Raw genomic sequence first — 17,114 nt, forward strand, 5'->3', positions numbered from 1 at the left:
ATTTCTCATTAATGAAAACTAAAAAGTTTTCCACAATATAATAGGCATAAAAAACAACCCCCTATTACTAGGGGGTTGTAGTATTTAGAAAACTATTATTTCTGAACAGTAATCTTAATTCTAGCGTACTTCTTAGAACCGTCAGTTGCAGTTGCACGAACATAAGCTGTGCCCTTCTTAACTGCAGTTACCTTGAATGTTGCACCGGAATTGATGCTTGACTTAGAAACCTTAACAACCTTAGTATTTTCAGACTTAATTGTTAGCTTCTTAACATTAGCATTTGATGGATAAGCAGTAGCCTTTAGAGTAGCTGAGTTACCCTTCTTTGTTAGTTTAACAGATGACTTGTTGAACTTAACACTTGTTACAGGCTGCTTAACTGTTACCTTAATCTTCTTGCTTAGGCTTGTGTTATCCTTGCTTTGAGCAGTTACATAACATACACCCTTAGCAACAGCCTTGATAACACCCTTAGAGTTAACTGTAGCAATCTTCTTGTTAGATGAAGTCCAATTTACACCCTTATACTGTGATGGGATGTTTGTAGGACCTACAGTAGCCTTAACAGTTGTTGTCTTACCGGCATTTAGAGTAACACTTGTCTTGTTAACAGAGATTGAAGTAGCAACCTTCTGAACATTAACTACACACTTAACAACCATACCTGTGTTTGAAACAGCCTTGATGATTGTCTGACCACTAGCCTTAGCAGTAAATGTAGCAGTTTCTGTGCAGTATAGCTTACCTTCACTGTCATATAGACCGTTTACTGTATTAGTTGTCTGAGAAACAACACCAACTCTTGAGTTAGTTACTGACCATGTAACTGTCTTTTCAGTTGTGTAACCAGGCCAGATACTAGCAACGATGTTGAACTTCTGACCTTCCTTAACTGTTACAGTAGTCTTGTCAAGTGCCATCTTGTTAATTTCGATAACCTGACCAGGCTTTGTTGTTGGAGTTGTTTCAGAAGTTGGAACCGGAGAAGTAGTTGCTGTTGTTGAGCTTGTTGTAGCAGTTGTTGAAGATGTTGTTGCTGTTGTTGAACTTGTTGTTGCAGTTGTTGAAGAAGTAGTTGTTGGTTCAACCTTCTTTTCAGCATAAGCAACAATGTTGATGTCACCTGTTACCTTAGCAGTGATGATATAAGCATTACCACTCTTAACAGGTTCAATCTGCTGACCGTTCATTGTAGCAACGAATGTTACCATTTCATAACCTTCAACAGGTGCAATGATTGCACTATACATTGAGCCTTCTTCAACTGTCTTAGCATTATTTGTTGAAACTGCATTAGTTAGCATTGCATTAACTGCATATGTCTTTGGAGCAGTTGTACCGGTTGTACTTGTTGTTGAAGAAGTTGTTGTTGATGTTGAAGATGTTGTTGTAGGTTCTGGTGGAATTAGACTTGCATAAGCAGAAATTGTAATATCACCTGAAGCAACAACACTGATTAGATATGTGCCATCTGTGTTCTTATTAACAGGAACAATTTCACCATTTGAAACTACAACTACTGTTGAGATTTCATAACCCTTAACAGGTGAAAGAACTGCAGTATAAACTTCGTTCTTGTTAACAGTTGTAGCGTTATTATTTGTAACAACATTAGTTAGGTTGTTTGTTACCTTGAATGTAGTTCTTGGTGGAACTGTTGTTGTGCTTGTTGTTGAAGTAGTACTTATTGTTGATGAAGATGTTGTTGTAGGTTCTGGTGGAATTACATTTGCATAAGCAGAAATTGTAATATCACCTGTTGCAGGTACACTGATTAGATATGTACCATCAGCATTCTTACTTACAGGAACAACTTCGTTATTAACGATTAGAACTACTGTTGAGATTTCGTAACCCTTCATAGGGGATAGAAGTGCAGTATAAACCTTACCTTCTTCAATAGTTGTTGCACTATTGTTTGTTGTAACATTAGTTAGGTTGTTTGTTACCTTAAATGTCTTAACAGGAGGCTTAGTTGTGCTTGAAGCAGTTGTAGCACTTGTTGCTGTTGTTGCTGAAGTAGCAGTTGTAGCACTTGTGCTTGTTTCTGTTGTTGATGATGTTGTTGGTGGAATTACGATTTCGTTTGCATAAGCAGAAATTGTAATGTCACCTGTTGCAGGTACAGTTACTAGGTATGTACCATCAGCATTCTTATTAACAGGAACAACACTACCGTTTACTACTAGGATTACTGAAGAAATTTCGTAACCCTTAACAGGAGAAAGTACTGTTGTATAAACATCATTCTTTTCAATTTCTTCAACCTTGTTTGAAGAAACAACATTAGTTAGGTTGTATCTAACCTTTACCTTTTCAACAGGCTTTGTTGTACTTGTTTCAGTTGTAGAAGTTGTTGGTTTTGTTGTTGAAGATGTTGTTGTTGCTGTTGTTGAAGAAGTTGTTGTAGCAGTTGTTGATGATGATGTAGTTGTAGGGGTTGGTACAGATGTTTCCTGTTCCCATACGAATGGATTTTCAATCTTACCAAAGTTTACATAGTTAGTACCATCTACTGCACTTAGAACTTCAAATACAGCGTTAGCATAGTAGTCATAGTTTGCTTCATTAACCTTGAATGTAGCACTAATGAACTTACCCTTTGTTCTAAAGTCATATGGATTTAGAGGTGATACACCTGTAAATACAATCTTGCCCTTTGGAGCAGTGTTGCACATTAGACCAGGTAAATCTTCTCTAATATAGAATGATTTAAGTTCGATACCTGTAGTATCACTAGTTGTCTTGTTACCATAGTAGAAATAACCCTGGAAGTCTTCACAAAGTTTTTCTGTCTGGATGTAGTATGTAACTGTTACTTCATCGCCAACCTTAACATCCTTACCATTGAATGTTGTCTTTGATGGACGAGGAGCAGTAGTTGCTGTTGTTGCAGTTGTAGCAGTTGTTGCTGTAGTTGCAGTTGTTGAAGAAGTAGTTGTTGGTTCTTCTTCTGCAATAACTTCATCTCTTAGAGATGTGTCCGGATCTTTAATTACACCGTAGTCGATTAGGTAATTCATATCCTTATCATCGAAACATACAATGTAATCTTCGATAGAACCTGTACCGGCAGCAGTTACCTTAAACTTAACTGAAACAAATAGGTCTTCCTTAGAGAAGTCTAGAGTTGTCATAGAATCCTGCCAGTTAAATGTTACAACACTCTGACCAGGATAATCTTCTGTATCATCTAGGTTAGTGAATGCAGAAGTTGTTGTCTGCTTAACATATAAGTCTGTTGCCTTTAGTAGGTCATTTGAATATAGAACATAACCCTGATAGTCGCCAACTTCATAAGGAGTCTTTGCATATAGGTTATATGTGATTGTTGAACCAACCTTGCACTTAACACCATTGATGATAGCATAGTCACCTGATGGCTTTGTTGTGCTTGATGTAGTTGTAGGTTCTGTTGATGTTGAACCTTCCCATGTAAATGGATTCTTAACAACACCCTGGTTTACATAATCAGTACCATCTACTGCACTTAGGATATACATTTCTGCTTCAGCAAAATATGCACAATTAGCCTTAGTTACCTTAAATGTAGCTGTTGCAAACTGAGTCTTTGTTCTGAAATCATATGGATCGGCAAATGATGAACCTGTAAATACAACCTGACCGTCAGGATCTGTATTTACCATTGTACCAGGCATATTCTTTAGTTCAAAATTTGTAAGTTCAATACCTGATGTGTCGCCAACTGTTTTGTTACCATAGTTAAAGTAACCCTGGAAATCTTCACATAGCTTATCAGCCTGAATCATATATGTAACAGTAACTTCGTCACCAACATTTACTTCTTTACCATTGAAAGTAGTCTTTGTTGGCTGAGGAGCTGTTGTTGCAGTTGTTGAAGATGTTGTTGTAGGTTCAGGTGGAACTTCTGATGGAACAACTTCTGTTCTTACAGTAACACCGTCAAGTACAATATTACCGTAATCAATCATAATATTGTCATCTACATCATCTAAACATTCAATATAGCTTTCAATTGTACCTGTACCTGATGCAGTAACATCAAATACTACTGATACAAGCTTATCTTCTGTTGTAAAATCTACAGGATGCTGGAAGTCTGCCCAGTCGTAAGAAATAACATCTTTATCTGGGAAAGAAACTACATCATGTAAGTTATAGAAAGCAGAAGCACCATTAGTCTTGAAAGTAGCTGACTTTGGTTCTAGAAGGTCATTAGTATAGAAAACTCTACCCTGATAATCTTCTGCAGTTCTAGGAGCTTTTAGCCATACATTAAATGTAACAGTTGAACCAACTTTACACTTAACACCGTTGATGATAGCAGTATCGGAAGGTACTACTTCACCTACTGTTGTAGTTGTTGTTTCCTGTACACTGCTATTAGGCTTATTATTACTGTCTAGTAATGTTTTTGAGTTAGCATCATCAAGAACTTCATAGTTATGAGTAATTGAAGATGTACCAGCCTTAATAACTGTGAATTCTGCAGTGATATAATTTTTCTGTGAAGAAAAATCAAAATCACCGTCAACACTATATGCAGAATAGTGAACTTCACCTGCAATATTAGTGTTTGTTAGATAATTAGAAGTTGTGTTTGGCATAGTAAATGAATCTAGCTTTAGAATAGCTGAATCAAAGTTTACAACACCCTGAACTGATTCAATCTTTGAAGCAGTCTTTAGGTCAATCTTGTAAGTTACTTTTGAACCAACAGAAACTTCTTTGCCATTGATAGTTGCTTTATCTGTTGAAGCTGCACCTACGGTGAAACCTGTAACCATCATAGACATCAAGATTACAACAGATAGCACTACTGAAAGTATTTTTTTCATTGGCGTCTTTTCCTTTCTTTTTATTGTTCTTTTTTCTAAACGGCAACCTCCGAATTTCTCCGGAGGTGCCGATAGCTTATTAATTTAAGATTTTTACTTCTTAACTGTTACCTTTACTGTAGTTGACTTTCTTGAACCGTCAGCAGCAGTAAACTTAATGTTTGAAGAACCCTTCTTAAGAGCAGTTACCTTAACTGTCTTGCCTGAAGTAATCTTTGTTGCTGAAATCTTAACAGCTTTCTTGTTTGAGTTTGAAACAGTGATTGTCTTGTTATATGTATTTGAAGGAGTAACTGTTGCTTTAATATTTACTGATTTACCCTTCTTCTGTAGAGAAACTGACTTCTTAACATTTACTGTTACCTTTGTAGCCTTCTGAGCCTTAACAGTAATCTTGCATCTTGCAGTCTTGTTAGAATCCTTAGTTGTTACTGTAATGTAAGCATAACCAGGCTTCTTAGCTGTTACAACACCCTTTGCATTTACTGTAGCAACTTTGCTATTTGATGTTTTCCATGTTACTGTCTTAACAGAAGCATTTGATGGATAAACAGTTGCCTTTAGAGTTGTTGCCTTACCATTGTAAAGAGTTTTGCTTGTTGCATTTAGCTTAACACTTGTTACATGCTGTCTAACTGTAACCTTACATGTTGCAGAAACTGCACCAACCTTTGCAGTGATAACTGCTGAACCGGCTTTCTTAGCTGTTACAACACCGTTGTCAACTGTTGCAATTGTTTCATTTGATGAAGACCATTCTACATCATTAGTTGCAGCAGCAAGTTCAGGAGTTACTGTAGCCTTTAGAGTAAACTTAGAACCTGTGTAAACTGTCTTTGCAGTTACATCAAGCTTAACGCTTTCAGCGTCAACAGCCTGTACAGTTGTTTCTTCTGAAGACTGAACACCTTCAATTGCCTTGTAATCTTCAACATACTGTGTGCCATTTGAACCTGAAAGAATTTCTAGCTTATTAGCTACTGTCTGGTCACCTGACTTTTCAATTGAAAATTCTGCTGTGATGAAAGCTGACTTAGTAGTGTAGTCATAACCTTCGTTGATGTTAACACCACTGTAGTAAACATTGTTACTAATTGCTGTGTTAACCATAACACCCTTTTGACCGTCTGCCATTACACCGGTAACATCAGAAAGTTCAACCTTTTCTAACTTTAGACCATCTGTATATTCCAGATGACCTTGGAAGTCTTCTGCCTTACCCGGAGCTTGTAGGAAGTAAGTATAAACTACTTTCTGTCCAACATAGCAGTTTTGATTATTTACCTTTGCAGTTTCAGCTGCTGAAACTGATGTTGCTGCTACAGTGATAATAGACATTGCCATTAAAACTGTTAGTAGCAAAGATACTGACTTTTTCATAAAAATTCACATCCTAAAATTAAATTTCTCAGTACTATTATTATATAATATTCGCCCATAAAAATCTATATTAAAAGCAACAAAAAATGTTAAATTTTTATGTACGATTAGTAGTTTTGCACTACTAACTAACTATTATCGGTTTTGTGTATTATTCCGAAACCACTTCAATACCTAGAACATCAAGACTTTCCTGATCAACCGGAGCAGGACTTTGGCTCATTAGTTCTGAGGCATTTTGTACCTTAGGGAATGCAGTAACATCTCTTAGGCTTTCAGCACCGGAAAGTAACATTGCAATTCTGTCAAGGCCGATACCCATACCACCATGTGGTGGAGCACCATACTTATATGCTTCTACTAAGAAACCAAATTTAGCTTCAATTTCTTCATCAGTAAGCTTTAGTGCCTTAAACATTTTTTGCTGAAGTTCATAATCGGTAATTCTGATTGAACCTGATGAAAGTTCTGTACCGTTAAGTGTAAGGTCATAAGCCTTAGCAACAACCTTGCCCTTATCAGTATCAAGATACTGCAAACATTCTTCCTTAGGCATTGTAAATGGATGGTGCATTGCAACCCATTCACCACTTTCTTCGTCAAATTCAAAGAATGGGAAGTCAACAATCCAAACAAACTTAAATACATCCGGAATAATATCCAGTTTTTTAGCAACTTTTAATCTTAATGCACCTAAAGTTGGAAGTACTACAGAATTCTTATCTGCAACAAATAGTACAACATCACCTTTTTCTGCACCACAAGTGCTAATAATACTATTAAATTCTTCATCTGTTAAGAATTTCTTAAAGCCACAAGATGGTTCATCATCTACCCAACGGATAAATGCAAGACCCTTAGCACCGATACCCTTAACATATTCAGTTAATTTATCTACTTCTTTTCTTGTTAATACAGATGCAGAGTTCTTTGCTACGATACAACGAACACTACCACCGTTCTTAACTGCACCGGAGAATACTCCGAAACCACAATCCTTAACAACATCGGAAACATCACAAATTTCCATACCGAAACGAACATCAGGCTTGTCAGAACCGTAACGGTTCATAGCATCGGCATATGTCATCTTTTCAAATGGTGTTTCCAAATTCTTGCCAAGAATATCCTTGAACAATCTCTTAAATAAACCTTCATTGATTTCCATAATTTCTTCCATAGAAGCAAATGAAAGTTCCATATCAATCTGTGTAAATTCCGGTTGTCTGTCAGCTCTTAAGTCTTCATCTCTGAAGCATCTTGCAAGTTGAATATATCTGTCAAAACCGGAAAGCATTAGTAACTGCTTATAAATCTGTGGTGACTGAGGTAGGGCATAGAAGCTACCCTTATGTACTCTTGATGGAACAAGGTAATCTCTTGCACCTTCAGGAGTTGACTTAATTAACATTGGTGTTTCAATTTCAATAAAGCCGTTTTCATAGAAATAGTCACGAGCAACCTTTGCAATCTTGGAACGCATAATAATGTTATCTTGTAAAGGTTTTCTTCTTAAATCAAGGTAACGATACTTTAGTCTAACATCTTCACTTGTCTTACAGTCATCAACAATTTCAAAAGGTGGTGTCTGAGCCTTTGAAAGAACTCTCAAGTCCTCAACAAGAACTTCAATATCACCTGTTTTTATGTCAGGGTTCTTAGAACTTCTTTCCTGAACTACACCTTTTGCACAAAGTACAAATTCTGCTCTGGCAGAAAAAGCCTTGTCAAAAATTTCTTTTTCTGTACTTTCATTAAAAGCTAACTGAACAACACCTGTTCTGTCACGCAAGTCAATGAAAATTAACTGTCCTAAATCTCTCTGTTTTGCAACCCAGCCACAAACAACAACTGTTTCACCTACATTGCATTCTCTTAAATCGCCACAATAATGGGTACGGCGAAGTTCTCCCATATATTCTGCCATAATTTTCTCCTACTTCTTACATCTCTGCTATTTTCTTTGTTTCAGCATCAATAAGTACATCCTGAAAATCTGAAACAAAGTCATCTAATGAAACAGCAGTTTTTTCTCCTGTTTCCATATTTTTAACTTCTGCTTTATTTTCTTCAATTTCGTTGTCACCAATAACAACTGAGAACTTAGCACCGATTTTGTCAGCAAACTTCATCTGTGGACGAAGACCTCTGCCAACAATATCGCTCTGAGCAAATAGTCCGGACTTTCTAACTTCTTCTACAATTGAGAAAGCCTTTAGCTGAGCTTTTTCTCCCATTGATGCAACATATAAGTCACAAGTTTCAGGCTTAGGAATTTCAACACCACTGTTTTCCATTAACAACAGTAGTCTTTCAATACCCATTGCACAACCAAGTGAAGGAGTGTGCTGACCACCTAATTCTTCAATTAAGCCGTCATATCGTCCACCACCACAAACTGTACCTTGTGCACCGATATTATCTGAAACAAATTCAAAAACTGTCTTTGTATAATAATCAAGACCTCTTACGATTGATGGATTAACTTCATACTTAACACCTGCAACATCAAGATAAGACTTAACGCTTTCAAAGTGTTCTTTACATTCGTCACAAAGAAAATCAATCACCTTAGGGGCATCCTTAGCAATACCACTGCAAATAGGACTTTTACAGTCAATAATACGCATAGGGTTTCTGTCTAATCTGCCAAGACAAGTTTCACACAACTGATCTTTGTAATTAGAAAAATATTCTTTTAACTTTTTGTGATATTCTGATCTACACTTTGGACAACCGATTGAGTTAATTTCAAGTCTGATATTTGATAGACCCAATCTTTCAAATAGTCCGTTTGCAAGGCAAATAACTTCTGCATCAGCTGCAGGGTTTTGTGTACCGAAAACTTCCATACCAAACTGGTGGAATTCTCTCTGTCTACCTGCCTGAGGCTTTTCGTATCTATAACAAGTAGTTAGGTAATACTGCTTTGATGGTAAACCGTCATTTTGAACACCATGTTCAAGGAATGCTCTGGCTGCACCGGCAGTACCTTCAGGGCGAAGTGTAATACTTGCGTCACCCTTAGTTGAAAATGTGTACATTTCTTTTTGAACAACATCAGTTGTTTCACCAACACCTCTTGAGAATAGAGAAGTCTGTTCAAAAACAGGTGTACGAACCTCTTTGTAACCAAAAGACTCAGCCTGTTGACGCATAATATCTTCTACAAATTGCCACTTGTAAACATCCTTAGGCATAATGTCTTCTGTACCTTTAATCTTTCTAATAATATCTCCCATTTCTCTTTCCTTTCAATAAGCACAAATAGCCTATACTATATATAAAGTAAATTATTTAACAATATTTCTCCAATCAAGGTCGCCTCTTTCAAGACCATGAATAAGAACTTCTGCTGTAGCAATATTTGTAGCAACAGGAATGTTGTGCATATCACAAAGTCTTAGAAGGTTCATATCATTTGGTTCTGATAGCTTTGGATTTAGTGGGTCTCTGAAAAATAGTAGCATATCAATTTCGTTACAAGCTATTCTTGCAGCAATCTGCTGGTCACCACCTTGGCTACCACCAAGGAACTTCTGTACCTCTAGACCTGTTGCTTCTTCAACAAGTTTACCTGTTGTACCTGTAGCACAAATAATATTTCTGCTAAGAATACCACAATAAGCAATACAAAACTGAACCATAAGTTCTTTCTTTTCATCATGAGCAATAAGTGCAATATTCATCGTAAAACCTCCATATATCCTTAAAATACCTTTTCTTATCTATATATCAAAAAAATTTAAAACTTCTTAGGAAAGGCAAGTTGTAAATTCTTGCCTGTTAATCTATCGGCAATTCTATCAAAAACTTCTTTAGAAATAGAATTGTTTAAGTTTGGCTTACCTGTCTGACTAAAGCTAACAAGTCTATAGTCATCAGGTACAACACCGATAAGTTGTGTTTCGCTTTTATCAACAACTTCATCTAAATCTTGATAAACACCAAGTTCCTTAAAGTTTTTAACATTCAGTCTATTGATAACAAGTCTAATATTATCAACATTATGTTTTAGCAATGCTTGTCTAACCTTTACTGCACCTCTAACACTTGTAGGTTCAGGGTTAGTAACAATAATTGCTCTGTCAGCAGGTGTAATTGCTGTTATAAATCCACTACCGATACCGGCTGGGGAGTCAATCAAAATATAGTCATAACTATCCTTAATAGTATCAGTAAACTGTTTCATAACCTGTGGTGAAATCTCATCATCTGTGTCGATTGGTGCCGGTAACAGATACAAACCATCAACCGGTTCATACTTATAGATAGCATCCTCTGTAAAACAGTTTCCGGCAATAACATCACTGGTGTCATAGACAAGGTTCTTATCAAGACCAAGCATTAGGTCAAGACCTCTCATTCCACAGTCACAATCTATTAATAATACTTTTTTTCCTTTATTACACAAAGCTACTGCAAGGTTAACGGTAACAGTTGTTTTACCTGTACCACCCTTACCGGAAGCTAAAACAATAATCTGACTCATAGTACACCTCTAGTACATTCTATCACAAAATCGCAAGATAAACAAATTTTATAGTGTAGAATAAATTAATTAAAATTTAGGCATATTGAATAAAATATACACTAATGTTCATAATCAATATTAATTTTATATGTAAAATATTAATTATTACATAAATATTATACACTAAAATCTTAAAAAATCATTGGTATTTTGTCAAATCACTAAAAATTTTCTTACAAAATAACAAATAAATCATCAAAATAAAAATTTTTGCCAAAATTACTCTTCACTTGGAGTATAGTCTTTGTTATAGAAATATTTATCAAGAAGTGCTTTTGCAACATCTGTTGAATATTTTTTCATTGAACCATGTTCAACTACAACAGCAATTGCAACCTCAGGTTTTTCATATGGAGCATAACACATAAATACTGTATGGTCTGTACCACTGTTTTCAGCAGTACCTGTTTTACCGGCAACAGTTACACCGTAATTACTGAATACATCATAGGCAGTACCGTCACTTTCGTTACAAACACTCCACATACCTTTTTGTACTGCCTTTAAGTTTTCCTCATTTACCTTTAGTGTTGACTTAACCTCTACATTGCTTTCATTATTTTCTTTAATGGTCTTTTTTCTGTCATATGAAGTAATTTTCTTCATTAAGTGAGTTTGCAGTCTGGTACCGTTATTAGCAATTGTGGCAACATAAGTTGCAAGTTGTGCCGGTGTAAATGCATTATCACTTTGACCGATAGCAGCTTGTACAGTATTACCGGCAGTCCAACTTTTACTATCTCTTCCGGCAAGGATACCTGTACTTTCATTAATTTCCACACCTGTAGGGAGACCTAAACCAAATTTCTCGGCATAACTGTAAATAGTGTTTATACCTAATCTTCTGCCGACTTCTGCAAAATAATAATTACAAGAAACTGCAAGTGCTTTATTAAGCGAAGTATCACCATGATAACCCATACATTTAACAATATCAGTAGGGTAGTAGTCATAATCTTGGGTACAAGTTATTACAGAATCTTTAGTAATTTTACCTTCCTCTAGACCGGCTAAAGCAACACAAGGCTTAAAAACCGAACCAGGTGCAAATGCACCATCAAAGGTTCTGCTGTAAAGTGGAGTTGTTTCATCATTAGAAAGTGAAGTGTAGTAGTCATAGTCACTATACTTAGAAATATCATAAGTAGGGAATGATGCTGCTGCCAAAACCGAAAAATCCTTAACATTCAGCATAACAACACCACCGGCTACACAATCATTGGCAACTAAACTGTGACACTGATTAATATTATATTCCAAAGACTCCAAAGCTACCTTTTGAAGACCACTGTCAATAGTTAGCCAAACAGTATTTCCGGGTTTTGCATTTTCAGTTTCTACTGTACCGATAACATTACCTTTAGAATTTTTTTCCACATAAGCCTTACCAACTTCACCACGAAGTTCACTTTCAAAGGCTTTTTCTATACCAAACTTACCGATAAGGTCATTAAGTTCATAACCCTTATTTTCGTTATATTCTTCTTCATTTATTTTACCGACTGTACCTACAATATGAGGTGCTAAAGTACCGTTCTTATAAACTCTTTCAACTTCTGTATCTACTTCAACACCTGACATACTCTGGGTATTTTCTGACACAATCTGCATCATATCATTAGAAATATTTTCAGCTAAAACATAGTCGTTAGTAGTTGAGAAATTACTTTTTTCCATATTAAATCTAACTGAAATTACATTTCTTTTTTCTTCTTCATTTTTAATATTTTTACAATCATATCTATCAGCTAACTTTTCTATAAAGTTATCGGCTGAATCATCTTTATCAATATCCAAATAACCTAAAAATTCTTTACTTTTTAGGTATGACAAATTTTTCTTACTGTTATCGTCATTCTTAAAATTATAACTGTTATTTTTGTATGAAATAGGTAGGTTATCAATCCACTTTTCATTTCTTGTTTTTAACAAATCAAGTACCTTAATAATAGTATCATTCAGCTTATTATCATCAATATAACCTTTTTTCAGTACCACATTATATACAGTTTTGTTTGTGGCAAGTGGTTTACCGTCACTTGTCAGAATTTCTCCTCTTGTTCTGTTAGAAGTCAATGAATATGTGGAGTTGTTCTTTGCAATTTCTTTATACTTCTCACCATCTACAACTTGCCAAAAGAAAAGTCTTACCATAAAACCGACAAAAATAACTATTGCAATTACAAGTACAAGGATACCTCTACGGTTCAATTTGTTTTCCACATAATCACCTCCATTGTAAGGAAAATTTTTAATTTTAATTATTATTTTACAACACTGAATTTATTATGAATCACCTTATTAATACCATAGAAAATCGGTGAAATAATAAATGTATAAATCATAATAGGCACAATATGATTTACATAATAAGTAATATAATCACTATAACCTAAAACAATATAATTAAATACAAAGTTTAAACTTATAAGAACAGGTACGGCAATAACACTGACTATCAAAAAGAAAACTAATGATAAATTAAAAAAGTTTTCCACAATATAACCTATAAAAAAGCAAAGTATTGCCAAACTAAAAGTATAAAATCCAAAGTGACTACTTACACCAAAATCAATTAAACTACCACAAACTATACCATAAACCATAGCAGGAATTTCTTTTTCAAAAAATCCTATTGATAAAGCAATAGGCAAGAGGAAAAGTGGTTTTCCTTGCAATATTTCCGGAAAAAGGTTTGGTACACCTTCAAGTATGTAAAAAATTACAATCTCTATTACATAGGCAAAAAACTTTAGAAAGGTATATTTTCTTTCACCCATACTAATCCTCCTTAGCAGAAACTTCACCTTGACCCTTAAAAGAAGTAATAACCACTACATCAAAAACGGTTTTTACATTTTCATAAGGTTCAACTACTGCATAAAGAGAAGTATCAAAGTCATTGTACTTTATTTCTTTTACTTTACCAATTGAAATATTCTTAGGATATACTCCACCAACACCTGTTGTAGAGATTTGGTCACCTACTTTTATTTTGTTATTTTCTTCTAATTTCTTAAAAGTAACAAGTCCTTTGTCGCTATATTCAGGGTCACCGGAAATTAAGCCTTTATCCTTACTTTTCACATCAAAACCACCGGCAGAAAGGTCCGGTGAAAGTATAGTAGTTACTGTACTGTGGTTTCTGCTAACACTGTTTACATAACCAACCAGTCCATTTTCAGAAACTACAGGGTCATTAACACTAATTTTGTCACTAGTACCTCTGTCAATTGTGAAAGAATAGAATTTACTTTGGCTATCCCTTCTTATAACTGTTGATGGTACAAAGTCGTAACTGTCATCACTTTTCTTTAAGCCATAGAATTTCCACAGTCTGGCATTTTCAACCTTAGTGTCGCTATAATCGGCAAGTTGAGTTCTTAAAGTGGCAATTTCTTTCTTTAGTTCTTCATTTTCTGCCAACAACTCACTATAGGTCTTTTTACCCTTATTTTCTGTTACAGTGGCAGAAACTCTCTGCATACCGGTAGTTATATATCCCACTGCTGAGGAAATAATATTTGTACCAAATGCAGTTGAAGAAATAGTGCAAAGTGCCAACACAACTACAGTTATTATTAAAATTTTAAAACTTTTTGTTCTGAAAATTTCTCTCATACTATACCTCAGTAACCCATACTTTTAATTAAACCCCACCAAAGTGGGGTTTATAGCAAAATTATCTTCTTCTATCTCTATAATAATCCTTAGGCATTACAGTTTCCAGCCTTTTACCTGCACCGTCAGCAACACAGTCAAGTGGTCTGTCTGCAATATGCACCGGCATACCTGTTTGTCTACTGATTAATAAATCAAGACCCTTTAGCAAAGCACCACCACCTGTTAAGGTGATACCCCTGTCAATAATATCGGCAGAAAGTTCCGGTGGTGTTTTCTCCAAAGTATCAATAACACCATCAATAATTGTTGCAAGTGGTGAAGCTAAGGCATTTCTAACTTCTTCTGCTGAGATAGTAACATCCTTAGGAAGTCCATCAACAGTATTTCTACCCTTTATTGTCATAGTCTTTTCATTTTCATGAGGATATGCTGAACCAATATTAATTTTAACTTCTTCAGCAGTTCTTTCACCAATAGTCAAACCATACTTTTTCTTAACATAGGTCATAATTGCATCATCAAATTTATCACCGGCAACTCTTACAGAATTGTGGGCAACAATATCACCTAGGGAAATAACTGCTACTTCTGATGTACCACCACCAATATCAAGTACCATACTGCCGGTAGGTTCACCAACAGGCAAACCTGCACCAATAGCAGCAGCCATAGGCTCTTCTATTAACTCAATATCTCTGCCACCGGCCTGACGGGCAGCATCTTCAACTGCTCTTTTCTCAACTTGAGTAACACCACTTGGAATACAGATAACTATTCTTGGTCTTGAAAAGAAATTGCTATGAACAACTTTCCTAATAAAGTGTTTTAGCATAATTGCAGTTATTTCAAAGTCGGCAATAACACCATCCTTTAATGGTCTAATTGCAGCAATAGAGCCGGGTGTTCTGCCAATCATTTCTTTTGCTTGAGCACCAACTGCAAGAACCTGATCCTCTCGAACATCAACTGCTACAACAGAAGGTTCACGAAGAACAATTCCTTTTCCTTTCATATAAACAAGAGTATTAGCAGTACCTAGGTCAATGCCAATGTCTTTAGTAAACATACAATCTACCTCGTATAATAAAGTAGTAGTATTTATAGACCCTCTCCAAGGTCTGTGTGCTATAATGATAGAGATACTGTGGATTGTTTACAATCTCCTACCACTTGATGGTTTTTGAAAGGCTACAACCACAGTCTCTTTGTATATTTGTTAATTAGTTAGATACCGCATGACGGTTTATTTAGAACGAGGTTACAATCGCAAGGAGTACCAGTGGTCTAAACAGTATCAAAAATACACTCACAAGGAGTTTTCATTATGATTTATATTGGAATTGATGTTGCTAAAGATAAACACGACTGTTTTATTACCAATTCAGATGGTGAAGTCTTATTTAAATCTTTTACTATCTCTAACAATCGTGAAGGCTTTGAAACCTTATTTCAAAAAGTACAATCCATTTTAGATGATTTAACAAAAGTAAAAGTAGGACTTGAAGCTACCGGACACTATAGTTACAATCTTCTGGGATTTCTTCTTGATAAAGGTTTGCCGACCTACATTATCAATCCATTACATACAAATCTATACAGAAAAAGTTTAAGTCTTAGAAAGACGAAAACAGATAAAGTTGATGCCCGTACAATTGCTTCTATGATTATGTCTGATGTGAACTTAAAGTCCTACACAAATACATCATACCACAATGAGGAGCTAAAGTCACTAACTAGATACCGTTTTGATAAAGTAAAAGAAAGAGCAAAATTAAAATCTTCTATTTCTAGACTTGTATGTATCCTTTTTCCTGAATTAGAAAAACTCGTTCCTACACTTCATATGGCTTCAGTTTATGCCTTATTATCTGAATTTCCATCTGCTAATGCTATTGCATCTTCACACCTTACCAGACTTACCAATTTGCTATCTGAAAATTCACATGGACGATATGGTAAAGATACAGCCAATCTAATTCGTAATGCTGCCAGAAATTCTATTGGTTCACATATGCCGGCAAAATCCTTAGAACTAAAACACACTATTAAGCTTATCAAAGAATTAACTACTGAAATTAATGAAATTGAAACAGAAATCAAATCTATTATGGATAAAATTGATTCTCCAATACTTACAATCCCAGGTATCGGTTACAATACAGGAGCTATGATTATCGCTGAAATTGGAGATTTCAATCGCTTTGATTCAGCTGATAAAATACTTGCATATGCAGGTATGTCACCTTCTACCTACCAATCCGGTCAATTAGAGAACTGCCATTCTCATATGGAAAAGCGTGGTTCAAGGTACTTACGATACGCTCTGTACAATGCAACAAAATATGTTTGTTACTGGGATGAATCTTTCGGTGTATATCTTGGTAAGAAACGCTCAGAAGGCAAACATTACAATGTTGCATTATCCCATGCAACAAAGAAACTTGTTCGCTTAATTTTTGCAATGGAGAAATCTAAACAACCATACCAACCAACAGTTTAATTCTTTTCATAAATATCTTATTTTTGAGCACCATTTATGATGCTCTTTTTTGTCATGCTATTTTTACGATTCCAATACGATCTAAAGGATTTTTTTGATTAATTCAAAATATCTTCATTATAGCCTTGACTTTTAATAGTTAGTCTTCCAAAAATAATAATCTCATAAATCCTGATGGTATAATAATCATCATTTTTAATGCTTAAGTATTATACATTAATAACACCTTGTTTTCAACAATAACAAGTCGAAT

At 35.2% G+C, this 17,114-nt stretch carries 11 protein-coding genes; 1 reads left to right on the top strand and 10 read right to left on the bottom strand.

The features are described from left to right. Window positions 1-95 precede the first annotated feature (95 nt). The 10 genes from E5Z56_RS04630 to E5Z56_RS04675 form a co-directional block, all read right to left on the bottom strand. Window positions 96-4,823 (bottom strand): Ig-like domain-containing protein, encoded by a 4,728-nt coding sequence (locus tag E5Z56_RS04630; protein WP_138156744.1) that lies wholly within the window; start codon window positions 4,821-4,823, stop codon window positions 96-98. A 93-nt stretch (window positions 4,824-4,916) separates the two neighbouring features. Beyond that, window positions 4,917-6,203 carry an Ig-like domain-containing protein gene (locus tag E5Z56_RS04635; RefSeq protein ID WP_138156745.1) on the bottom strand — a complete coding sequence of 429 codons (1,287 nt, stop codon included), beginning with the start codon at window positions 6,201-6,203 and terminating at the stop codon, window positions 4,917-4,919. 151 nt (window positions 6,204-6,354) lie between these two features. Next, a complete protein-coding gene (gene aspS / locus E5Z56_RS04640) occupies window positions 6,355-8,130 on the bottom strand; it encodes an aspartate--tRNA ligase (protein ID WP_138156746.1) in 1,776 nt (591 codons plus the stop codon). A 16-nt stretch (window positions 8,131-8,146) separates the two neighbouring features. Continuing rightward, the gene (hisS, locus tag E5Z56_RS04645; RefSeq protein WP_138156747.1) at window positions 8,147-9,445 is read right to left on the bottom strand and encodes a histidine--tRNA ligase; all 1,299 of its coding nucleotides are present in this window, start codon (window positions 9,443-9,445) and stop codon (window positions 8,147-8,149) included. 51 nt (window positions 9,446-9,496) lie between these two features. Beyond that, the gene (gene mgsA, locus E5Z56_RS04650) at window positions 9,497-9,892 is read right to left on the bottom strand and encodes a methylglyoxal synthase (RefSeq protein ID WP_138156748.1); all 396 of its coding nucleotides are present in this window, start codon (window positions 9,890-9,892) and stop codon (window positions 9,497-9,499) included. A 56-nt stretch (window positions 9,893-9,948) separates the two neighbouring features. Next, the gene (gene minD, locus E5Z56_RS04655; RefSeq protein ID WP_138156749.1) at window positions 9,949-10,695 is read right to left on the bottom strand and encodes a septum site-determining protein MinD; all 747 of its coding nucleotides are present in this window, start codon (window positions 10,693-10,695) and stop codon (window positions 9,949-9,951) included. Window positions 10,696-10,956: 261 nt separating this feature from the next. Beyond that, on the bottom strand, window positions 10,957-12,960 hold the full coding sequence (locus E5Z56_RS04660; protein WP_138156750.1) for a peptidoglycan D,D-transpeptidase FtsI family protein: 2,004 nt from the start codon (window positions 12,958-12,960) through the stop codon (window positions 10,957-10,959). A 41-nt stretch (window positions 12,961-13,001) separates the two neighbouring features. Next, on the bottom strand, window positions 13,002-13,517 hold the full coding sequence (gene mreD, locus E5Z56_RS04665) for a rod shape-determining protein MreD (protein ID WP_138156751.1): 516 nt from the start codon (window positions 13,515-13,517) through the stop codon (window positions 13,002-13,004). Window position 13,518: 1 nt separating this feature from the next. Continuing rightward, the gene (gene mreC, locus E5Z56_RS04670) at window positions 13,519-14,358 is read right to left on the bottom strand and encodes a rod shape-determining protein MreC (RefSeq protein WP_138156752.1); all 840 of its coding nucleotides are present in this window, start codon (window positions 14,356-14,358) and stop codon (window positions 13,519-13,521) included. A 61-nt stretch (window positions 14,359-14,419) separates the two neighbouring features. Beyond that, window positions 14,420-15,427, bottom strand: a complete 1,008-nt coding sequence (locus tag E5Z56_RS04675) for a rod shape-determining protein (RefSeq protein ID WP_138156753.1) — start codon at window positions 15,425-15,427, stop codon at window positions 14,420-14,422. A 258-nt stretch (window positions 15,428-15,685) separates the two neighbouring features. Here E5Z56_RS04675 and E5Z56_RS04680 point away from each other — a divergent pair, with 258 nt between their 5' ends. Next, window positions 15,686-16,861, top strand: a complete 1,176-nt coding sequence (locus E5Z56_RS04680) for an IS110 family RNA-guided transposase (RefSeq protein ID WP_138156754.1) — start codon at window positions 15,686-15,688, stop codon at window positions 16,859-16,861. Window positions 16,862-17,114: the final 253 nt, after the last annotated feature.

This window comes from Ruminococcus bovis (genome assembly GCF_005601135.1).
Classification (GTDB): domain Bacteria; phylum Bacillota; class Clostridia; order Oscillospirales; family Acutalibacteraceae; genus Ruminococcoides; species Ruminococcoides bovis.

Bases quoted from the DNA above. Each gene is read 5' to 3' on its own strand.
- E5Z56_RS04630 (WP_138156744.1), bottom strand. From the start codon at position 4,823: ATGAAAAAAATACTTTCAGTAGTGCTATCTGTTGTAATCTTGATGTCT.
- E5Z56_RS04635 (WP_138156745.1), bottom strand. From the start codon at position 6,203: ATGAAAAAGTCAGTATCTTTGCTACTAACAGTTTTAATGGCAATGTCT.
- aspS (WP_138156746.1), bottom strand. From the start codon at position 8,130: ATGGCAGAATATATGGGAGAACTTCGCCGTACCCATTATTGTGGCGAT.
- hisS (WP_138156747.1), bottom strand. From the start codon at position 9,445: ATGGGAGATATTATTAGAAAGATTAAAGGTACAGAAGACATTATGCCT.
- mgsA (WP_138156748.1), bottom strand. From the start codon at position 9,892: ATGAATATTGCACTTATTGCTCATGATGAAAAGAAAGAACTTATGGTT.
- minD (WP_138156749.1), bottom strand. From the start codon at position 10,695: ATGAGTCAGATTATTGTTTTAGCTTCCGGTAAGGGTGGTACAGGTAAA.
- mreD (WP_138156751.1), bottom strand. From the start codon at position 13,517: ATGGGTGAAAGAAAATATACCTTTCTAAAGTTTTTTGCCTATGTAATA.
- mreC (WP_138156752.1), bottom strand. From the start codon at position 14,358: ATGAGAGAAATTTTCAGAACAAAAAGTTTTAAAATTTTAATAATAACT.
- E5Z56_RS04675 (WP_138156753.1), bottom strand. From the start codon at position 15,427: ATGTTTACTAAAGACATTGGCATTGACCTAGGTACTGCTAATACTCTT.
- E5Z56_RS04680 (WP_138156754.1), top strand. From the start codon at position 15,686: ATGATTTATATTGGAATTGATGTTGCTAAAGATAAACACGACTGTTTT.